This window comes from Levilactobacillus suantsaiihabitans (assembly GCF_004745505.1).
GTDB lineage: Bacteria > Bacillota > Bacilli > Lactobacillales > Lactobacillaceae > Levilactobacillus > Levilactobacillus suantsaiihabitans.
In genome coordinates, this window is record NZ_RKLX01000010.1 from 63687 (window position 1) to 81520 (window position 17834).

Below are 17834 nucleotides of genomic sequence, written 5' to 3' on the forward strand. Positions count from 1 at the left end.
GGTGGCTACTCAAGTAATTGTTGTAACTTCCGGACAAATCCCGGATCAGTAATTGCAATGACCGTGCGCGCCGACCCGATGGCCGTGCTCAGCTGGTCTTTGGTAAATGATTCATTCAATGGCACGTCATAGCTCGCTGTCTTATCGCGGAATTGCTTTTGGCTACTCTTACCGGCATCACTGGCTAAAAATACCAGTCGTGCCGTGTGATCCCGCACAGCGGCTAGGACAAAGGATTCGCCGGTGACCAGTTTGCCTGCTCGCCGCGCCAATCCTAATAATTGTAAAGCGCGCTCGAAATTAGTCATTGTCAAATAATTCCCGCCGCGCTTGTTGATGATCAACGTACGCAATCAAATCGTCGTAGAATTGGTCATCGATCTTGACACCAAAGGCGTGGTCAAAGGTCCGTTCCTTTTTGGCCTTTTGGGCAATGGCGACATCCAAACTAATGTATGCGCCCCGACCGGACTGCTTACCGGTCGGATCAATGCTGACCTCTTGCGCTTGGTTCCGGACGACCCGGACCAATTGCTTCTTCGGTGCCATTTCCCCAGTCACAATATCCTTGCGCATGGGGATTTTCCGTTGTTTCATGGACCTAACCCTCCTTTAGCGCAACGCTATTCGGCGTCGTCGCCGTTATCAGTCGTGTCAGTAGTTGCGTCGCTGGCAACGTCAGCGGTCGATGATGCGCCATCATCAGTCGTGTCCGCAGCGTCTTCAGGCGTTGCGGCCGTAGTGGCATCAGCTGGCGTTTCGTCACTGGCAGTGTCAGTGGTCGTGTCGTCTGCCACCGGTGCATCCGCGGCACTGTCATCGCTGGCAGTCTCGTCAGCGGCCTGATCAGCTTCCATTATAGCAGATGCTTCGGATTCTGATTTGATATCGATCTTATAACCGGTCAACTTAGCGGCTAAACGGGCATTTTGGCCCCGCTTCCCAATGGCTAAGGATAACTGGTAATCCGGCACAACGACTTCGCAAGCGCGTTCGTTGTTCGGATCAAAGATGACATCCAAGACTTCGGCGGGGTTCAAGGCGTTGGCAATGAACTTGGCTTCGTCATCGGTCCATTCCACGATATCCATGTTCTCACCACCGAGTTCGTTGACGATGGTTTGGACCCGTTGTCCCCGTGGTCCCACAGTGGTCCCCACAGGATCGATATCGGGGTTGTTGGAGCGAACCGCTACCTTGGCCCGGTCGCCAGCTTCACGAGCAATTGCCATGATCTCCACAGTCCCATCGTAAACTTCTGGGACTTCTTGTTCAAACAATCGCTTCAATAAATCGGCGTGCGTCCGGCTGACAAAGACTTGCGGACCCTTGGTGGCATTTTCGACCCGGGTCACGTAAACCTTGATGCGGTCGTGGATCCGGTAAGTTTCGTTTGGCATTTGATCCTGACGACCCATAACGGCTTCGACCTTACCTAAGCTCACGTAAACGAACCGTGAATCTTGGCGTTCAACTTCCCCAGTCACGATTTCGTTTTCGTATTGACTGTATTGGTTGTAAATGATGTTGCGTTCCGCTTCACGGACCCGTTGCAAGATGACTTGCTTGGCCGTCTGTGCAGCGATCCGGCCGAAGTTCTTAGGCGTGACTTCAAACTTGATGTCATCCCCAATTTCGTAGCCCTTGTTGATGGTCAGTGCTTCATCCAAGCTGACTTCCAGCCGAGAATCATAGACTTGGTCAACGACTTTCTTCACGGCAAAAACGTGAATGTCACCCTTACGTTGGTCGAAGTTGACCTCCACGTTTTGGGCTTGGTCATAGTTCCGCTTGTATGCAGACACCAATGCTGCTTCGAGCGCGTCAATGACGATTTGCTTGTCGATGCCTTTTTCCGTTTCCAGAACGTCTAAGGCACCCAATAATTCTTTACTCATGTGTTGTTTCGCTCCTTATTTAGAACTTGATGGCTAACCGGGCTTGGGCAATGGCATCGCGTGGAATCGTCAAGGTCTTGATGCGACCCTTCAGATTCACGGTCAATTCCATGCTGTCAGCGCTCAGTGAGTCCAACGTTCCTTCGTAAACCTTGCTGTTACCAATCTTTTGGTAAAGGGACACGTGGATGTAATCCCCCACGGCTTTTTCAAAATCAGCTGGTTTCTTCAGTGGTCGTTCAGCACCCGGTGAGGATACTTCTAAGAAATAGGCTTGAGGAATGGGATCAGGATCGAGGCTGTCTAATTTCTCAGACACCTCATCGCTGACCATCGCACATTCTTCAATGTTGATGCCCCCGGGCTTATCGATGTAGAGCCGCAGGTACCAACTCTTGCCTTCCTTGACAAATTCAACGTCAACTAATTCAAACTGATGATGCGCCACGATTGGCTGGGCTAAGGCCGTCACGGTCTCGACGACAGTACTCAAAGAATTCCGCCTCCTACATTTATCCATTAAAAAGAGTGAGCATTGACTGCTCACTCATTTAAAAAACGAGTTTAACTACAAGTACTACAATACTACACTAACCCCGAGATTGCAACCGTTCTGCCGCCTAGGCCTCACAAGTTAACAGTAATAAAACAAATCCCACGATGGTAATAAACTCAAAAACCAAGAAATTCAGGCGAGTCGTCGACATGGAACGCAGGCTGATCGTCTTAATCACGGTCAGCACGAATGCCACCACGAAGTACGCCAGGATCATAGCCAAAAAGGCAGCTTCCCCCACGCTCGCCAATGTACCGAACAAAATGTAACCTAAGCCAATCAAACAATAACCTGCCAGAAAAATCCACCCATCTGGTAACCGCACGAACCGCCGTAACATGGTGAACACCCGCTTTCGCTAAAGTTTATTTATGGTTTACGTTTCCTTGGTTCAAGTATAACATATCTCAACCACTTTGTAAGCGTTTCCATGACGCTAATCCGGTTAATCGGCGGTTAGCTTACAACCGGCTATTTTCCCTGGGCTAAACGCTGATTTGGCGGGGGTGATCACGGGTAATCATTAGTCAGTGACTGAACTATCTAGCTACTGACTAAGGGAATGACGCGTTGGCCGTAACGGAAATCAGTTCATTATGAGTTGGTAACCCCTATCCAGGCCATCCCCAAAGCAGGATTCCAGACTGACGCAGGCACCTGGTTTCACCAATTCTAAGGAGGCAAAACCGCGGTCGTTTCAGCCATCAACGCAACAATTATTCTGAGAGAGACAAAAAGAGGCCAGGACCGTAGTCCTCATCTCTTTTGCACCAATTTTAAATGGCTGAAACGTGGACGCCAAGGCAGCCGGTTCCGCTTAAACCTGATAACCAACCAATCCAAACCCAGGATTGCTCGGTTATCAGCGTTAATGCTCGCCAGCTAAGCGCCTGTTGGCCCACTCTTTATTACATCATATCATCAAACAAACTCAACTGATTTTCATCCGGCAAGCCCTTCAGCACGCCGTTTTCCGTCATGAAGTCGATGATGGTCTTGGAGACCTTCCCCCGTTTGGCCAGGTCTTCTTTGGAGATGAATGGCCGGTCGTTACGGGCCGCCACAATCTGCTTGGCTACGTTCAATCCCAAGCCAGGTGCGGCCTGGAATGGCGCAATCAGGGTGTCACCGTCAATGATCCAATCGGCAGCGTCAGACCGCTCCAGGTCGATCATCTTGAACTTAAAGCCCCGTTCCAGCATTTCGTTGGCCAATTCCAACACCGTCAAGAGGTTCTTGTCCTTGGCGGAAGCGTCCATCCCCTGGTCATTGATGGCCTTCATGGCCGCCTTGACCGCCGTTTTCCCTTGGGCCATAGCCACGACGTCAAAGTCGTCGGCCCGCACGGAAAAGTACGCGGCGTAGTAAATGATCGGGAAGTAGACCTTGAAGTAGGCCACCCGTAAGGCCATCAGCACGTATGCCGCGGCATGGGCCCGCGGGAACATGTACTTGATCTTTAAGCAAGAATCAATGTACCAGTCCGGGCAGTCCGTTTGCTTCATTTTTTCTTGCCATTCGTCCGGGATCCCCCGGCCCTTCCGCACGTGTTCCATGACTTGGAAGGACGTTTCGGAATCCAAGCCGAAGTTGATCAAGTCGGTCATGATGTTATCCCGGCACCCAATCACGTTGGCGATGGTGGCCGTCCCGTTCTTGATCAGCTCTTCGGCGTTACCCAACCACACGTCGGTCCCGTGAGACAGACCAGAAATTTGGAGCAGTTGTGAGTAGTTCTGCGGGTTGGTCTCTTCCAACATCCCCCGGACAAAACGCGTCCCAAATTCGGGAACTCCCAGCGTCCCGGTCTTGGATTGAATCTGTTCGGGCGTGACTCCCAAGGAATCCGTTCCGGAGAACAGCGCCATAACACCAGGATCATCCATCGGAATCGTTTGCGGATCGACCCCGGACAAATCTTGCAGGGTCCGGATCATGGTCGGGTCATCATGTCCCAGAATATCGATTTTCAAAATATTATCATGGATCGAGTGGAAATCGAAGTGGGTCGTTTGCCAAGCCGCATTTTGGTCATCGGCCGGATACTGGATCGGCGTAAAGTCGTAAATGTCCATGTAGTCCGGCACAACAATGATCCCCGCGGGGTGTTGGCCGGTGTTACGTTTGACCCCGGTTACCCCCTTGGCCAGCCGGTCGACCTCGGCGCCACGCAGGTTCTGCTCGGTATCGCGCTCGTAGGCCTTCACGTAGCCGTAACCGGTCTTGTCGGCCACGGTCCCAATCGTTCCGGCCCGGTACACGTTCTTCTCACCGAACAAGACCTTGGTGTAGTTATGCGCAATAGGTTGGTAGTCCCCGGAGAAGTTCAAATCAATATCGGGGACCTTGTTTCCCTTGAACCCTAAGAACGTTTCGAACGGAATGTTGTGACCGTCGCCGATCATCAAAGTGCCACACTTCGGGCACTTCTTTTCGGGCAAATCGTATCCCGAGCTGTATTCCCCTTTGGTGTAGAAGTGAGAATACTGGCAGTTGGGGCACCGATAGTGTGGTGGCAAGGGGTTCACTTCGGTAATTCCGGTGAACGTGGCGACCACACTGGAGCCGACCGACCCCCGGGACCCAACCAAGTACCCGTCCTTATTAGACTTGGCTACCAGCCGTTGGGCAATCAAATAAATCACGGAGAACCCGTTACCAATGATCGACTTCAACTCCCGGTCGACCCGGTGTTGCACCAGTTCTGGTAGCGGATCACCATACCACGCGTGCGCGGTGTCCATGGTCCGTTGACGAATTTCGTCTTCGGCCCCCTCCATGCGCGGCGTGTACAGCTTGTCCTTCAATGGATGGACCTCGTCGATCTCGTCGGCAATTTTGTGCGTGTTGGTAACCACGATTTCCTTAGCCGTGTCCTCCCCCAGATAGGCAAAGTCGTCGAGCATCTCGTTGGTCGTCATGAAATGCGCATCGGGCAATTCTTGCCGGTTCAACGGGTTGGCGCCCCCCTGTGAGTGGATCAGGATTTTACGGTAAATGAAGTCTTCCGGATCCAGGTAGTGGACGTCACCGGTTGCCACGACGGGCTTATCGAGGTCATGGCCCAGCTTGACCATGTTGCCCACAATCTCTTCCAGATTGGCCTCATCGGCGATCAAGCCGGAATCAATCAGGGGTTGGTAAGCCGCCTTGGGTTGCACTTCCAGATAGTCGTAATACTTGGCCTTGGCCGCAGCTTCGACCTGCCCCTTTTGCATCATGGCGGTGAAGACTTCTCCAGATGAGCAAGCTGAGCCGACCAAAATGCCTTCGCGGTAATGGTCTAACACGCTACGCGGCACCCGCGGCACGCGGTAGAAGTAATCGACGTTGGAAGCAGACACCAGCTTGAACATATTCTTCAGGCCCGCCTGCGTTTGGGCCAGTAAGATGGCGTGACTCGGCCGCGCGTGTTTGTAAGCATCGTTATCGGTCATGTGGTCGTTCAATTGATCATGGTACTGAATATTGTAGCGGTCCTCGGCATCCTTCAAGAACAGGTAGTTCAAGTGCCCCGTCGATTCCGCATCATAAACGGCCCGGTGATGGTGCTCCAGACTGACGTGGAAACGCTTGGCCAGCGTGTTCAACCGGTAGCTCTTGAGGGTTGGGTACAAGAACCGTGCCAGTGTCAAGGTATCGATGATGGGATTGGCAATTTCCGGCATGCCGTGGCGCTGGTAGCCGGTATTCATGAAGCCGACGTCAAACGTCACGTTGTGGCCGACGATAATCGCGTCGCCGCAGAATTCCCGGAACAGCTTGAAGACTTCTTCTTCGGACTTGGATCCCGCCACCATGTCATCGGTGATGCTGGTCAGGTTGGTCGTCTGTTCGGACAACGGGAACCCCGGATCGATGAACTCTTCGAATTGGTCGATCACATTCTTGTGTTGCATCTTAACGGCCGACAGTTCAATGACCTTGTCGTAGATGGCGGACAACCCCGTTGTTTCCACGTCAAAGACCACGTAGGTGGCGCCGTCTAGCGGCACGTGGGCACTGTTGTACCCAATCGGCACACCATCGTCGACCAGGTTGGCCTCGACCCCGTACAGCATCTTCACGCCCGCCTTGGACCCGGCATTAAATGCGGCCGGAAACCCTTGGACGTCGGCGTGATCCGTGATGGCCAAAGCCGGCATGCCCCATTTCTTTGCCCGACTGACGTAATCACCAATCGAGTTGGTGGCATCCATTTGGCTCATGGACGTGTGCAAATGTAATTCAATGCGCTTCCCATCGGCCGGTGCCGTGTCTTGGCGCGTGGCGTGCTTGACCTGGTTGATGTCATAGGCATTGAGCGCCAAATCGTGCATGTACGTGTCTTCTTGCACGCTACCGCGCACCTTGACCCAACTGCCTTCTTCGACCCCGGCAAATTGAGCTTCGTCTTCGGCACCGCGTGAGAATTTCTTCACGGCAAAAGAGGACGTGTAGTCGGTGATCTTCAAGGTCAACAATTGGCGACCCGACCGGAGCTTGCGGACTTCCTTGTCAAAGACGTAGCCTTCCACCACCACGGAGCGTTCCTCTTGGGTGATGTCGACCATCCGCGTGATCGGTTGATCGCCCTTGATGGTCTTCCCAATCTGCGTGGGACCCGTTGCGGCCGGGGTATCTCCCTGGGCGGCCCGCTTCTGGTTGGCCTTTTCAATGGCCGCGGCGGCCTGTTGCGCCAATTGGGCATCGGTCTTTTCTTGACGTGCCTTGAACTCATCGATCTTGGCTTGGGACTTGGATTCGTCGACCATCACCCGAATGTTGAACTTGGGGAAGCCGGCATCGCGGTAAGTGGCTTCCAACGGTCCTAAGGCCTGATTGGCCAAGAAGTCTTTGACCACTTCGTTTTGGGCGTAGAGTAAAACCCGATTGTCGGCGTCTAATTCCGGCACCTGGGACTGACACAGTTCTTGGACCAAATTGCTGGTCAAGCCACTGTGTTCAACGACCCATTTCCAGTAATCGCCTAGCGCCCGGTTGGTTAGCTCGGCGGCATCCACCTCCAAGGTGGCCTCGACCTGCGCAATATCTTTGAACGCCATTTGTAAATGGTTATGGAAATCGACGAAAGCCGTGAACGGCATTAAACTAGGCAGCTTCAAGAAGAAGTGCCAGCGCCGGGACTGCTCATGAACCGTCAACCGGTCAATGGTGGCCGTCTGGAAATACGGTTGCTCCGCAGCAGCGCTCAGATCTAGTTGTTGTAATAATTTTTCAAATAAAGCATGGCGATCTTCGTCCACGAGGAAACTCCTTTCGTTACTTAAAACGTGTTGCTAACTAAAATAATTGCGGCTCAAATGAAAGTGGCTAAGACGACGCAATGTGGTGATCTCAGCATTCAGCAATCGTTTGATACCTGGATTGGTTAAAAACCCACAATTGCCATTGTAAGTGAACTTCACCTCATCGTGCAACTGGTAGGTCCCGGAAACTGAGTCGAACGGCTGACCCAATATTTGGCGGCCAGTTCCCGCTATGACGCGGTCACCAACCACTCCTAGCGTCAGGAGTCGCATAGTCACAATGATTCGCCTTCAGTTGGGACTAAAAGAGCCTGGGAAAACCTCCCAGGCTCGTTCACGTCACCTTGACGCAGCTGAAGCGTACGCCAACAGGCAACCGGTTTCGCTTAGAACTGATCACCAAACCATCCAAGCCCCGGATCATTCAGTGATCTGCCTTAACGCTCGCCGGCTAATCGCCCTGTGGCCCACTTCCTTACGGTGAGGTTAGTCAATATCTTTAAACAGAATCTCGACGGTACTTGCGACTTCGTCTTTGATTACTTCGACCGTCTCACCAGTCTTGCGAATCTTAATTTCAACGATCCCCTCACCGGCTTTTTTACCGATCGTGATGCGGACCGGAATCCCCATCAGATCTGAGTCAGCGAACTTCACGCCGGGACGTTCCTTCCGGTCATCGGTCAAGACGCGGTACCCCTTAGCGGTTAACTCGTCTTCCAATTCGGCAGTCAGGTTCGCTTGATCTTCCTTCTTCAGGTTGACGGGAACCAGGTGAATATCGAACGGCGCAATGTTACGTGGCCAAACCAGCCCGTTTTCATCGGCTTGTTGTTCCGCGATGGCGGACAATAACCGGCTGACCCCGATCCCGTATGAGCCCATGACAACGGGCTTTTGCCGACCGCCTTCATCCAAGACCGTGGCACCTAAGGCATCGGAATAGCGGGTCCCCAGCTTGAAGATGTGACCAATTTCAATCCCACGGGTGAACTTCAAGACACCGGAGCCGTCTGGTGACAGGTCGCCCGGTTGCACTTCACGGAAGTCCGCGTAAGCATCGACTCTAAAGTCGCGCCCGGCATTGGCGTTTAAGTAGTGGTAGCCGTCTTCATCGGCACCCACGATGACGTTGACCATGTCGCCCACATATTGGTCGGCTAAGATCTTCACGTCTTCACCCACGCCCACGGGCCCCAAGGAACCGAAGTTGGCGTTCAGATACTTTTGGGCATCTTCTGGTGTGGCTGGATCTAAGAAATCAGCGTCCAAGTAGTTCTTTAACTTGGTCTCGTTGACTTCGTGATCGCCACGAACCAAGACCATCACGGGTTGTTCCTTGTTCGCCACGTACAACATGCTCTTGACCAACGCTGATGACTTTACATCAAAGAAGTCAGCGACCTCATCAATCGTCTTGGCGCCCGGTGTGGCCACCTTTTGCAGGTCCTCTGGCTGGGCGTGAGACTTCTTACTGATGAAGAGGCTCTTCGCCATTTCCAGGTTCGCTGCGTAATCGGAAGAATCGGAGTAAACGATGGTATCTTCGCCGACTGGGGCAATGGCGGAGAATTCCTTAGAATCCTTACCACCCATGGCCCCACCGTCACCCACGATGGCCCGGTAGTTCAAACCGACCCGGTCGAAGATGTTTTCGTAAGCTTGTTCCATCTGGTCATAGATGCGGTTTAAGTCCTCGTCGTTGATTGAGAAGGAATAGCCGTCTTTCATGATAAATTCCCGGCCCCGCAATAATCCATAACGGGGACGATCTTCATCACGGTACTTGGGCTGGATCTGATACATCACCAGCGGCAGACGTTTATACGACTTCACGGCATCACGAATCAACATGGTAAAGGTTTCTTCGTGCGTGGGACCCAAGATAAAGTCAGTGTCGTGACGGTTCTTTAACTTGAACAGGTTGGGACCGTACGTGTCGTAACGGCCAGATTCCTGCCAGAGGCTCGCCGGTAAGATGGCGGGCATCAAGGTTTCCACGGCGTCGATCTTAGCCATTTCTTCACGAATAATGGTCTCGATGTTCGTTAAGACCCGGTAGGCCAATGGCAAATAGGCGTAAACCCCCGCCGTGACCTGACGAATGTAGCCGGCCCGCAACATCATTTGATGACTGAGAGCTTCGGCGCCATTCGGCACTTCCTTTAAAGTTGGAATGAGTAGTTTCGATTGTTTCATAGTTAAATATTCCCTTCTCGTAACGACCGAATTTGTTAATGAATGAAGTAGCGTTCAATATCGTTCCACGTGACTAACAACATCAGGAGAACTAAGAACCCTACCCCCACCAACGTAATCGCCGCTTCCACATTTTCGGAAAGTGGTTTGCGCCGGATGGCTTCAATAAAGTTTAATAATATTTTACCACCATCCAGGGCTGGAATTGGTAGTAAATTGACAATTGCCAAGTTAATCGACAGAAATGCCAGGAAGTTCAAGACCCCGACGGCCCCATACTGGGTCGCCTGCGAGGTCGTGGCAAAGATGGCCACGGGACCGCCCAAGTCGTTTAGACTAAAGTGCCCGGAGACCATGTGCCACAGTGCGCCAAAGAGCGCCTTGGTCATGGTCCAGGTCTGGGTAAATCCGGAGGCTAAAATAGCGCCCACGTGCTTATCTTGCGCCTGGGTGATACCAATCATCCCCACGGTCTTGCCGTTAGACTTTTGACCAGCCGGCGTCAAGGTCACCTGTTTGGTCGTCTTGCCGCGCTGGATGGTGACCGTGGTCTTCTTGTTGGCCCGCGGCTGGATGGCGGTGCTGAGATCCGTCCAGCTGGTGGTCTTCTTGCCGTTGACCGCGATGATCTTATCGTTGTTTTGAATCCCCGCCTTCTTGGCCACCGAAATTGGTGAGCTGGCGACCTGAATCTGGTTGGTCCCCATGGCCACGCCGCCTTGCACGAACGACATCAGCATGAAGGTCACAATGGCCAATAAGATGTTGTTCATCGGCCCGGCGAAGTTGGTCATCAACCGCCGTCCCAGCGTGGCTGACTGAAATTGGACGTCTTTAGGCGCAATCTGCAGTTCGGTGCCGTCTGCCTCGATGATGGTGGCGTTGTGGGCTACCGGATAGCGTTTGACCTCAGACTCGTCGCCGTTTTCGTACCCTTCGATCCAAAGCTCATCTTCCAGATCCGTGCCGGTGACTTCCAGGGGAATGCCGTTGAACAGCGTTGACTTTTTACTCGTGTTAATGCGTTGGACCTGGTTATCGGCGCCGACGTAAAGACTGACCGGAGTCCCCGGTTTGATCTCTTCTTCGTCGTCTTCGGCCCCCGCCATGCGGACGTACCCACCAACGGGCAACAGCCGCAGCGTGTAGGTCGTCCCGTCTTTGCCCCGGTGATAGACCAGCTTGGGGCCCATCCCAATCGAGAATTCTCGCACCAAGATGCCCCCGCGTTTGGCAAAGTAAAAATGCCCAAACTCGTGCACGATGACCAGAATCCCAAAGACGATGATAAAGGTAATAATCGTTGTAATCACAGGTGTCGTCCCTTCTTCAGTTAAGAGTCGCGTGTCGTTTTTTTACATCTGCCCCTTAGCATACCCTAAGGACCCTAAGCGGCGCAAGCGAACAGCCGCACTTAGATCAATCCGAATAAATGGATGACTGGCAGAACTAACAGTAAACTATCAAACCGGTCCAAAATGCCCCCATGACCCGGTAAGATCTTGCCGGAATCTTTGACGCCGTAGTAGCGTTTCAAGGCGGACTCCACCAGGTCGCCGAATTGGCCCACGATGGAGAACACCAACGTCAAGACGATCATGATGCCCAAGTTGAAATGACCAATTGGGAAGAACGCCCAAAAGACCGTTCCCACAATGGTGGCCACCAGGCTTCCCCCGATCGACCCTTCCCAGGTCTTGTTGGGACTGATGTGCGGAGCCAGCTTGTGCTTCCCCAATTTCCGACCAATCATGTAGGCTCCGGAATCGGTGGTCCATACGATAAACAGCGCGTACAATAACGCCACCAGGCTCACACCCCGCGCGGCGATGAAGAAGTGAAACCCGATCCCAATGTAGAGCATGCTCAGGGTGATCACCCCGGCATCGTCAAAGGAAAAGCGGTTCTTGGACACGACCGTCCGTAACAATAATAACAGGACAAATAAATAGACGATGTACCAAGGGTTCAGGTAGCTGGGGACCCAGTTCCACCAGCTGTTCGGGGCAATCACCGCAATGATGCCCAACCCGGAGATCCAGGCTTCGGGACTGACCAATAATTTCTTACGCATGATTAGGACTTCAGACAACGCTACTAACCCTAATGCAATGGCCGCAATATCGACCCAGATGCCCCCCGCAATGATGATGGGGATAAAGATGATCAAGGCGATAACCGCCGTAATGACCCGTTGTTTCATAATTAAAAACTCCTCTTAATTTTTCTCTGGTTCAGGCGTCAGCCCACCAAAGCGCCGGTGACGCTGCTGATACTCATAAATGGCCTCTTCTAGGGCCGTTTGGTCAAAGTCCGGCCAATGTTGTTGCATGAAGACAAACTCGCTGTAAGCGACCTGCCAGAGCATGAAATTGGAGAGCCGTTCTTCTCCACTGGTCCGAATCAACAAGTCGGGATTCCGCAAATCCCCTAAATCATGGGTCATCAACTGCCGGTCGATAGCGGCATCGTCAATGGCCGTCGGGTCTAATTTTCCGGCCTGTACCTGCTGAGCCAACGCTTGAACAGCCGTGACGATTTCGGCGCGGCCACCGTAGTTGAGCGCAAAGTTCAACACCATGCCCGTGCAGTGGGCGGTGTCTGCCACCGCATCCTTGACGGCTTGTTGAGTCGCTGCCGGCAATTGATTCGTATATCCCATGACCTTCACGCGGATATTGTTCTTGATCAGGTCAGGCACAAACGTCCCAAAGAAATCGACGGGCAGCTTCATCAGGTAATTGACCTCAGCCGTCGGGCGCTTCCAGTTCTCCGTGGAAAAGGCATACAGCGTCAACACCTTGACGCCCAAATGACTGGCCGCCTTGGCCACCGTCTTAACGGTATTCATCCCTTGCTTGTGACCCGCGATCCGTGGCAAGTGCCGCTGCTGGGCCCACCGACCGTTACCATCCATGATGATGGCCACGTGAGCGGGAATGTTGGTCTCGTCTAATTGTCGCTGCTCAACTTCACCTGTCGCTTGATTTTTATTTGAAAATGAAAACACGGCGCACCTCCATTGTGGTCTTTACAACCTCTCATCATAACAAAAAAGAGACCGGGAAACTATCCCGGCCCCCAAATTGAGCGAAAACTTAAATTTTGACCGGTTACTCAATTAACCGCCATTCGCCACGCTTAGCATCCGCTAACGTGCCGAAGTAGCTCAACAGGTTGTTGGCGTCATCGGCGCTAACCTGGCCCAACAGGTTCAAGCCTTCCCCAGTTGGTAATGGATCTGAGAGATCCGTAATTTCGTTACCGTTTTCGATGGTTGCCTTAGAGAAGGCCACGATCCAGTCATCCCCAATTAATTGGGTGACCACGAAGAAGAGGTTGAAATCATCACTTACAAAGGCGGGTTGGGCGTAGACACCTTCTTGGATTTCTTCCAATTCCGCCCCGTTGTAGTTCAAGATAGACACGTTTTCGGCGTTAACCGGGTTGTTTAACCGGAATACCATCTTGCCAAATTCCTTAGTACCTGGGGTGATTTCAATGTTTTCTGGTTCTTCTTGGTTGTTTTGCTTGTCTTCTGCCATGTTTAAGCGCTCCTTGTCCGTGAATTAATCGGTCATAACTTCTTTTTCTTTGTCGGCCGCAATGGCATCGACACCCTTGATGGCCTTATCCGTGACCTTTTGGACTTGGTCTTCCAGGTTGTGTAAGTCATCATCGGTGTAGTCGCCATTCTTGTGGCCCTTCTTGATGCTGTCCATGGCATCCCGCCGAACGTTACGGACCGCTACCTTGCCTTCTTCGGCCGTAGCCTTCACTTGCTTGGCGATTTCCTTACGACGTTCCTCAGTCAATTGCGGAATGACCAAACGGATGGCCGTCCCGTCGTTGGCTGGGGTGATGCCGACATCGGATTCCATGATGCCCTTTTCGATGTCTTCCAAAGCAGACTTATCGTAAGGCGTCACCATCAAGACCCGGGGTTCTGGAATGGTGATGGATGCCACTTGGTTCAACGGCGTTGCGGCCCCATAGTATTCCACCATGACCCGGTTCAAAATGCTGGCGTTGGCCCGGCCGGCCCGAATCGTTCCCAATTCGCGCTTTAAGGCTTCTTCCGCCTTCTTCATCTTTGTTTCTGCAGTTGTTACAATCTGATCAGCCATAATTATTTACCCCTAACTGTCGTCCCAATATTTTCGCCCTCAACGACCTTGCGGATATTGCCCGGTTGGTTCAAGTTAAAGACGACAAATGGGATGTCATTATCCATTGAAAGTGAGCTAGCCGTGGTATCCATCACGTGCAGGCCCTTGTTAATAATATCTAACTGCGTTAATTGGTCAAACTTCACGGCATTAGGATCCTTGTTCGGGTCAGCCGAGTAGATGCCGTCAACCCCATTTTTCGCCATCAAGATGGCGTCGGCGTTGATTTCTGCTGCCCGTAAGGCGGCCGTCGTGTCCGTAGAGAAGTACGGTGAACCCGTGCCCCCAGCGAAGATGACGACGCGTTCCTTTTCCAGGTGCCGAATGGCCTTGCGCCGAATGTAAGGTTCCGCAATTTGACGCATTTCAATAGAAGTTTGCACCCGCGTTGGCACCCCGATGGATTCCAGGTTGTCTTGTAGGGCCAATGCGTTCATGATGGTCGCTAACATGCCAATGTAGTCGGCTTGGGCCCGTTCCATGCCCATCTGTTCGCCAGATACGCCGCGCCACATGTTACCGCCACCAACCACAATAGCGATTTGAATGCCCAAGTTGTAAACACTCTTGACCTCTTCCGCTACGTTTTTAATTACTGGCGGATTGATGCCAAATCCCTTGTCGCCGGCTAAAGCCTCGCCACTGAGCTTCAGCATAATCCGTTTATACTTTACGTCCGCCATTGTGTTTCCTCCTATTGTATTCTGACAATAATTCTATCATAAACGCGGGGCGAGCGATAGTCAGCGAGCACGAAAACCGTGAATTCCTTACAAATTCGCTGATATTTGCCCTCGCCGGCCGCGCCCTGCTCATCAGCCTAACAAAAAAGCGTAGTCCCTCACCGGAATCTACGCTTTTGTTTCAAAAATTAGCCGTTGATTTGGTCTTGAACTTCCTTGGCCAGGTCAACCGTCTTCTTTTCGATTCCTTCACCAACTTCGTAACGAACGAAGGTGACTAACTTGCCACCCTTGCTAGCAACGAATTGGCTAACAGTTTGGTCGCCGTCTTTAACGAATGGTTGGTCAGCTAAGCTGATTTCAGCCAAGTACTTGTGCAAACGACCTTCGACCATCTTTTCAACGATCTTTTCAGGCTTGCCTTCGTTCAAAGCTTCTTGCTTCAAGACTTCGCGTTCGTGAGCCAAACGGTCGGCAGGAATGTCATCGCGAGAAACGAATTCTGGGTTGATGGCAGCAACGTGCATTGCCACGTCCTTGGCCGTAGCTTCGTCAGCGCCTTCCAGAACAACCAATGCGGCGATTTGGCCACCTTGGTGTAAGTAAGACCCAAAGACTTGGCTATCCGTCTTCTTTTCAACAGCGAAACGACGTAACTTCACGTTTTCACTGGTTACTTGCGTCGTCTTAACAATGGCTTCGTTGATGGTGTCGCCATCAGCAGTTGGTAATGCCAAAGCAGCGTCCAAGTCAGCGGGTTGCTTGTCAGCAATCGTGTCGGCAATCGTGTCAACTAAGGCGTTGAACGTGTCGTTGGTTGCGACGAAGTCCGTTTCAGAGTTCACTTCGATGATGGCTGCGGTGTTGCCGTCAACCTTCACGCGAGCCAAACCGTTCGCAGCGATGTTGCCGCTCTTCTTCTTGGCCTTAGCGATACCCTTTTCACGTAAGAAGTCGATGGCCTTGTCCATGTCGCCTTCAGAAGCAACAAGGGCCTTCTTAGCATCCATCATCCCAACTTGAGTCTTGTCCCGTAACTCTTTAACTTGTGCTGCAGTGATTTTACTTGCCATGTGTAATGGCCTCCTTTTATCAATTCATTCAAGGCACAAAAAAGACTGACTCAATCTCAGGCCATTATCGGTCCTAAACATTAAGCCAGCCTAAGGTGCTTTAAATCATATTTGGAAAGTCGTGGTCACCCACAACCTTGCATTTAATTACTTGTTGTCGCCTTCAACGGCGTTAACGATGCTTTCCATTGAGTTGTCAGCGGTCTTCTTGTCGCCCTTAGCGGCATCAGACTTTTGGCCTTCAAAGGTCTTTTCGTCAACTTGGTCTTCACCTTGACGGCCTTCAACGATAGCGTCAGCCATCTTAGAAGTGATCAAACGAACGGCACGGATAGCGTCATCGTTAGATGGGATAACCACGTCAATTTCGTCTGGGTCGGTGTTCGTATCAACCATGGCAACGATCGGAATGTTCAACTTTTGTGCTTCGTGAACAGCGATTTGTTCCTTGCGAGGGTCAACGATGAACATCACGTCAGGTAACTTAGGCATGTCTTCGATACCGCCTAAGAAACGTTCCAACTTGTCTTGAGACTTCTTCAGTAAGGCAACTTCCTTCTTAGGAAGAACATCAAAAGTACCGTCAGTAGCCATCTTCTTCAGATCTTTAAGACGCTTGATCCGCGTTTGGATGGTTTCCCAGTTAGTCAAAGTCCCACCTAACCAACGGTGGTTAACGTAGAATTGACCGGCACGAGTTGCTTCTTCTTCGATAGAGTCTTGCGCTTGCTTCTTAGTCCCAACAAACAGAACAACGGCGCCCTTAGCAGCTTCGTCCTTCATGTAGTTGTAAGCAGCATCGATTAACTTCACCGTCTTTTGTAAGTCGATGATGTAGATCCCGTTACGTTCCGTGAAGATGTATTGCTTCATCTTAGGGTTCCAGCGACGCGTTTGGTGACCAAAGTGGACACCGGCTTCGAGCAGTTGTTTCATTGAAATAACAGCCATGATAAAATGCCTCCAAATAGTTTTTGATTTCCTCCCCCACGCTCATTTGACTGGAGAACTCGCAAGCGAGCACCCCTCCGGTCATCACGCGAGGTGTGAATTGGCGCATACGCACCGAAAGTTATTATACAAAACACCAGCCTTAAACACAAGCGAAATTTGCGAAGTTTGGGATTAAATTGGCTTTTTTTTCTGAATATGGTAAACTGCTAAGGAATTAAACGAGGAGGAAACGAAATGATAAAAGCGGTCGTCTTCGATGTCGATGACACGCTCTATGACCAAAAGGCGCCTTTCATGGCCGCCTTAGCCCCACTAGTAACCAACTCAGAGAAGTTTGATTTCACCCAAGCCTTGCAGGACTACCGTTGTCAAAGTGCCAGTGCTTACGCCCAAGTGGCAGCCGGCCACTGGACGCACGCAGAGATGGCCGTCAACCGGTTGAACGCGACGTTGCAGCAGCAACACCGCGGCCCGGTAACGCCCGCCATGGCACAGGCCTTCGAACAGACCTACGCCGAAGGACTCAAGCACATCAGCCTCTTCCCTGGCCTGTCAACGGCCCTCGACCAACTGAAAGATCAGTTCAAACTGGGCATCATCACCAATGGTAAAACGCAACACCAACTGGCCAAGGTGATGCAGCTGCAGATGCACCGGTGGGTCGATCGCGACAACATCATCACGTCTGAAGAATCTGGATTGGCCAAGCCCGATCCGCAGATCTTCACGTTGATGAACCACCGTCTAGACCTGCGTGCCAGTGAAGTGGCCTACGTGGGTGACTGTTACGGCATGGACGTTAAGGGCGCGAAACAAGCCGGCTGGCACGCCTTTTGGTTTAACCACCGGAACGCCGAAATGACCAATGGCAACTGGATTCCCGATCAAACCGTTGGGGATTCGCTGGAACTTCAGGACCTCTTGTTGGCCCTGGCCGCAGTTCCGGAAATGTCATAAGATTGCTAAATTTGTAGACTGGTGCGTTGGCAGTGATGCTAGCTCACCAGTTTTTCTTTGGCTACTTTTCTTTGGCTACTTTGGTGAGAGCTGGCC

Annotated in this window: 16 protein-coding genes; 1 reads left to right on the forward strand and 15 read right to left on the reverse strand. The window is 51.9% G+C overall.

The window, feature by feature from the left end:
- Positions 1 to 5: 5 nt before the first annotated feature.
- The 15 genes from EGT51_RS07315 to rpsB form a co-directional block, all read right to left on the reverse strand.
- Positions 6 to 308 carry a L7Ae/L30e/S12e/Gadd45 family ribosomal protein gene (locus EGT51_RS07315; protein WP_135368072.1) on the reverse strand — a complete coding sequence of 101 codons (303 nt, stop codon included), beginning with the start codon at positions 306 to 308 and terminating at the stop codon, positions 6 to 8.
- Positions 301 to 597: an RNase P modulator RnpM gene (gene rnpM, locus EGT51_RS07320; RefSeq protein WP_135368073.1), complete on the reverse strand. Its 297-nt coding sequence runs from the start codon at positions 595 to 597 to the stop codon at positions 301 to 303. Before rnpM ends, EGT51_RS07315 begins: the two co-directional genes overlap by 8 nt.
- Positions 598 to 623: 26 nt before the next feature.
- Positions 624 to 1898 (reverse strand): transcription termination factor NusA, encoded by a 1275-nt coding sequence (gene nusA / locus EGT51_RS07325; protein WP_135368074.1) that lies wholly within the window; start codon positions 1896 to 1898, stop codon positions 624 to 626.
- Positions 1899 to 1917: 19 nt separating this feature from the next.
- The gene (gene rimP, locus EGT51_RS07330; RefSeq protein ID WP_135368075.1) at positions 1918 to 2391 is read right to left on the reverse strand and encodes a ribosome maturation factor RimP; all 474 of its coding nucleotides are present in this window, start codon (positions 2389 to 2391) and stop codon (positions 1918 to 1920) included.
- 127 nt (positions 2392 to 2518) lie between these two features.
- Positions 2519 to 2794, reverse strand: a complete 276-nt coding sequence (locus tag EGT51_RS07335) for a hypothetical protein (RefSeq protein ID WP_135368076.1) — start codon at positions 2792 to 2794, stop codon at positions 2519 to 2521.
- A gap of 568 nt (positions 2795 to 3362) precedes the next feature.
- Positions 3363 to 7700, reverse strand: coding sequence for a PolC-type DNA polymerase III (locus tag EGT51_RS07340; RefSeq protein ID WP_135368077.1), 4338 nt, complete (start codon positions 7698 to 7700; stop codon positions 3363 to 3365).
- Positions 7701 to 8189: 489 nt separating this feature from the next.
- Positions 8190 to 9902: a proline--tRNA ligase gene (locus tag EGT51_RS07345; protein ID WP_135368078.1), complete on the reverse strand. Its 1713-nt coding sequence runs from the start codon at positions 9900 to 9902 to the stop codon at positions 8190 to 8192.
- 35 nt (positions 9903 to 9937) lie between these two features.
- The gene (gene rseP / locus EGT51_RS07350; protein WP_135368079.1) at positions 9938 to 11215 is read right to left on the reverse strand and encodes an RIP metalloprotease RseP; all 1278 of its coding nucleotides are present in this window, start codon (positions 11213 to 11215) and stop codon (positions 9938 to 9940) included.
- A 101-nt stretch (positions 11216 to 11316) separates the two neighbouring features.
- Positions 11317 to 12105, reverse strand: coding sequence for a phosphatidate cytidylyltransferase (locus tag EGT51_RS07355; protein WP_135368080.1), 789 nt, complete (start codon positions 12103 to 12105; stop codon positions 11317 to 11319).
- A 15-nt stretch (positions 12106 to 12120) separates the two neighbouring features.
- A complete protein-coding gene (locus tag EGT51_RS07360) occupies positions 12121 to 12912 on the reverse strand; it encodes an isoprenyl transferase (RefSeq protein ID WP_135368081.1) in 792 nt (263 codons plus the stop codon).
- A gap of 103 nt (positions 12913 to 13015) precedes the next feature.
- A complete protein-coding gene (locus tag EGT51_RS07365) occupies positions 13016 to 13447 on the reverse strand; it encodes a hypothetical protein (protein WP_135368082.1) in 432 nt (143 codons plus the stop codon).
- Between the two features lie 24 nt (positions 13448 to 13471).
- Positions 13472 to 14029, reverse strand: coding sequence for a ribosome recycling factor (gene frr / locus EGT51_RS07370; RefSeq protein WP_135368083.1), 558 nt, complete (start codon positions 14027 to 14029; stop codon positions 13472 to 13474).
- A 2-nt stretch (positions 14030 to 14031) separates the two neighbouring features.
- Positions 14032 to 14754 (reverse strand): UMP kinase, encoded by a 723-nt coding sequence (gene pyrH / locus EGT51_RS07375; protein WP_135368084.1) that lies wholly within the window; start codon positions 14752 to 14754, stop codon positions 14032 to 14034.
- 188 nt (positions 14755 to 14942) lie between these two features.
- Positions 14943 to 15827 carry a translation elongation factor Ts gene (gene tsf / locus EGT51_RS07380; protein WP_125575911.1) on the reverse strand — a complete coding sequence of 295 codons (885 nt, stop codon included), beginning with the start codon at positions 15825 to 15827 and terminating at the stop codon, positions 14943 to 14945.
- A gap of 147 nt (positions 15828 to 15974) precedes the next feature.
- Positions 15975 to 16778 carry a 30S ribosomal protein S2 gene (gene rpsB / locus EGT51_RS07385; RefSeq protein WP_135368085.1) on the reverse strand — a complete coding sequence of 268 codons (804 nt, stop codon included), beginning with the start codon at positions 16776 to 16778 and terminating at the stop codon, positions 15975 to 15977.
- 237 nt (positions 16779 to 17015) lie between these two features.
- On the opposite strand from rpsB, the gene EGT51_RS07390 reads away from it, so the two are divergent.
- Positions 17016 to 17738: an HAD family hydrolase gene (locus tag EGT51_RS07390; RefSeq protein WP_135368086.1), complete on the forward strand. Its 723-nt coding sequence runs from the start codon at positions 17016 to 17018 to the stop codon at positions 17736 to 17738.
- Positions 17739 to 17834: the final 96 nt, after the last annotated feature.

What these genes read in the sequence shown, in the direction of transcription:
- EGT51_RS07390 (WP_135368086.1), top strand. Translation starts at nt 17,016, where the DNA reads ATGATAAAAGCGGTCGTCTTCGATGTCGATGACACGCTCTATGACCAA.
- tsf (WP_125575911.1), bottom strand. Translation starts at nt 15,827, where the DNA reads ATGGCAAGTAAAATCACTGCAGCACAAGTTAAAGAGTTACGGGACAAG.
- rnpM (WP_135368073.1), bottom strand. Translation starts at nt 597, where the DNA reads ATGAAACAACGGAAAATCCCCATGCGCAAGGATATTGTGACTGGGGAA.
- nusA (WP_135368074.1), bottom strand. Translation starts at nt 1,898, where the DNA reads ATGAGTAAAGAATTATTGGGTGCCTTAGACGTTCTGGAAACGGAAAAA.
- EGT51_RS07315 (WP_135368072.1), bottom strand. Translation starts at nt 308, where the DNA reads ATGACTAATTTCGAGCGCGCTTTACAATTATTAGGATTGGCGCGGCGA.
- frr (WP_135368083.1), bottom strand. Translation starts at nt 14,029, where the DNA reads ATGGCTGATCAGATTGTAACAACTGCAGAAACAAAGATGAAGAAGGCG.
- EGT51_RS07365 (WP_135368082.1), bottom strand. Translation starts at nt 13,447, where the DNA reads ATGGCAGAAGACAAGCAAAACAACCAAGAAGAACCAGAAAACATTGAA.
- EGT51_RS07345 (WP_135368078.1), bottom strand. Translation starts at nt 9,902, where the DNA reads ATGAAACAATCGAAACTACTCATTCCAACTTTAAAGGAAGTGCCGAAT.
- rpsB (WP_135368085.1), bottom strand. Translation starts at nt 16,778, where the DNA reads ATGGCTGTTATTTCAATGAAACAACTGCTCGAAGCCGGTGTCCACTTT.
- pyrH (WP_135368084.1), bottom strand. Translation starts at nt 14,754, where the DNA reads ATGGCGGACGTAAAGTATAAACGGATTATGCTGAAGCTCAGTGGCGAG.
- EGT51_RS07355 (WP_135368080.1), bottom strand. Translation starts at nt 12,105, where the DNA reads ATGAAACAACGGGTCATTACGGCGGTTATCGCCTTGATCATCTTTATC.
- EGT51_RS07335 (WP_135368076.1), bottom strand. Translation starts at nt 2,794, where the DNA reads ATGTTACGGCGGTTCGTGCGGTTACCAGATGGGTGGATTTTTCTGGCA.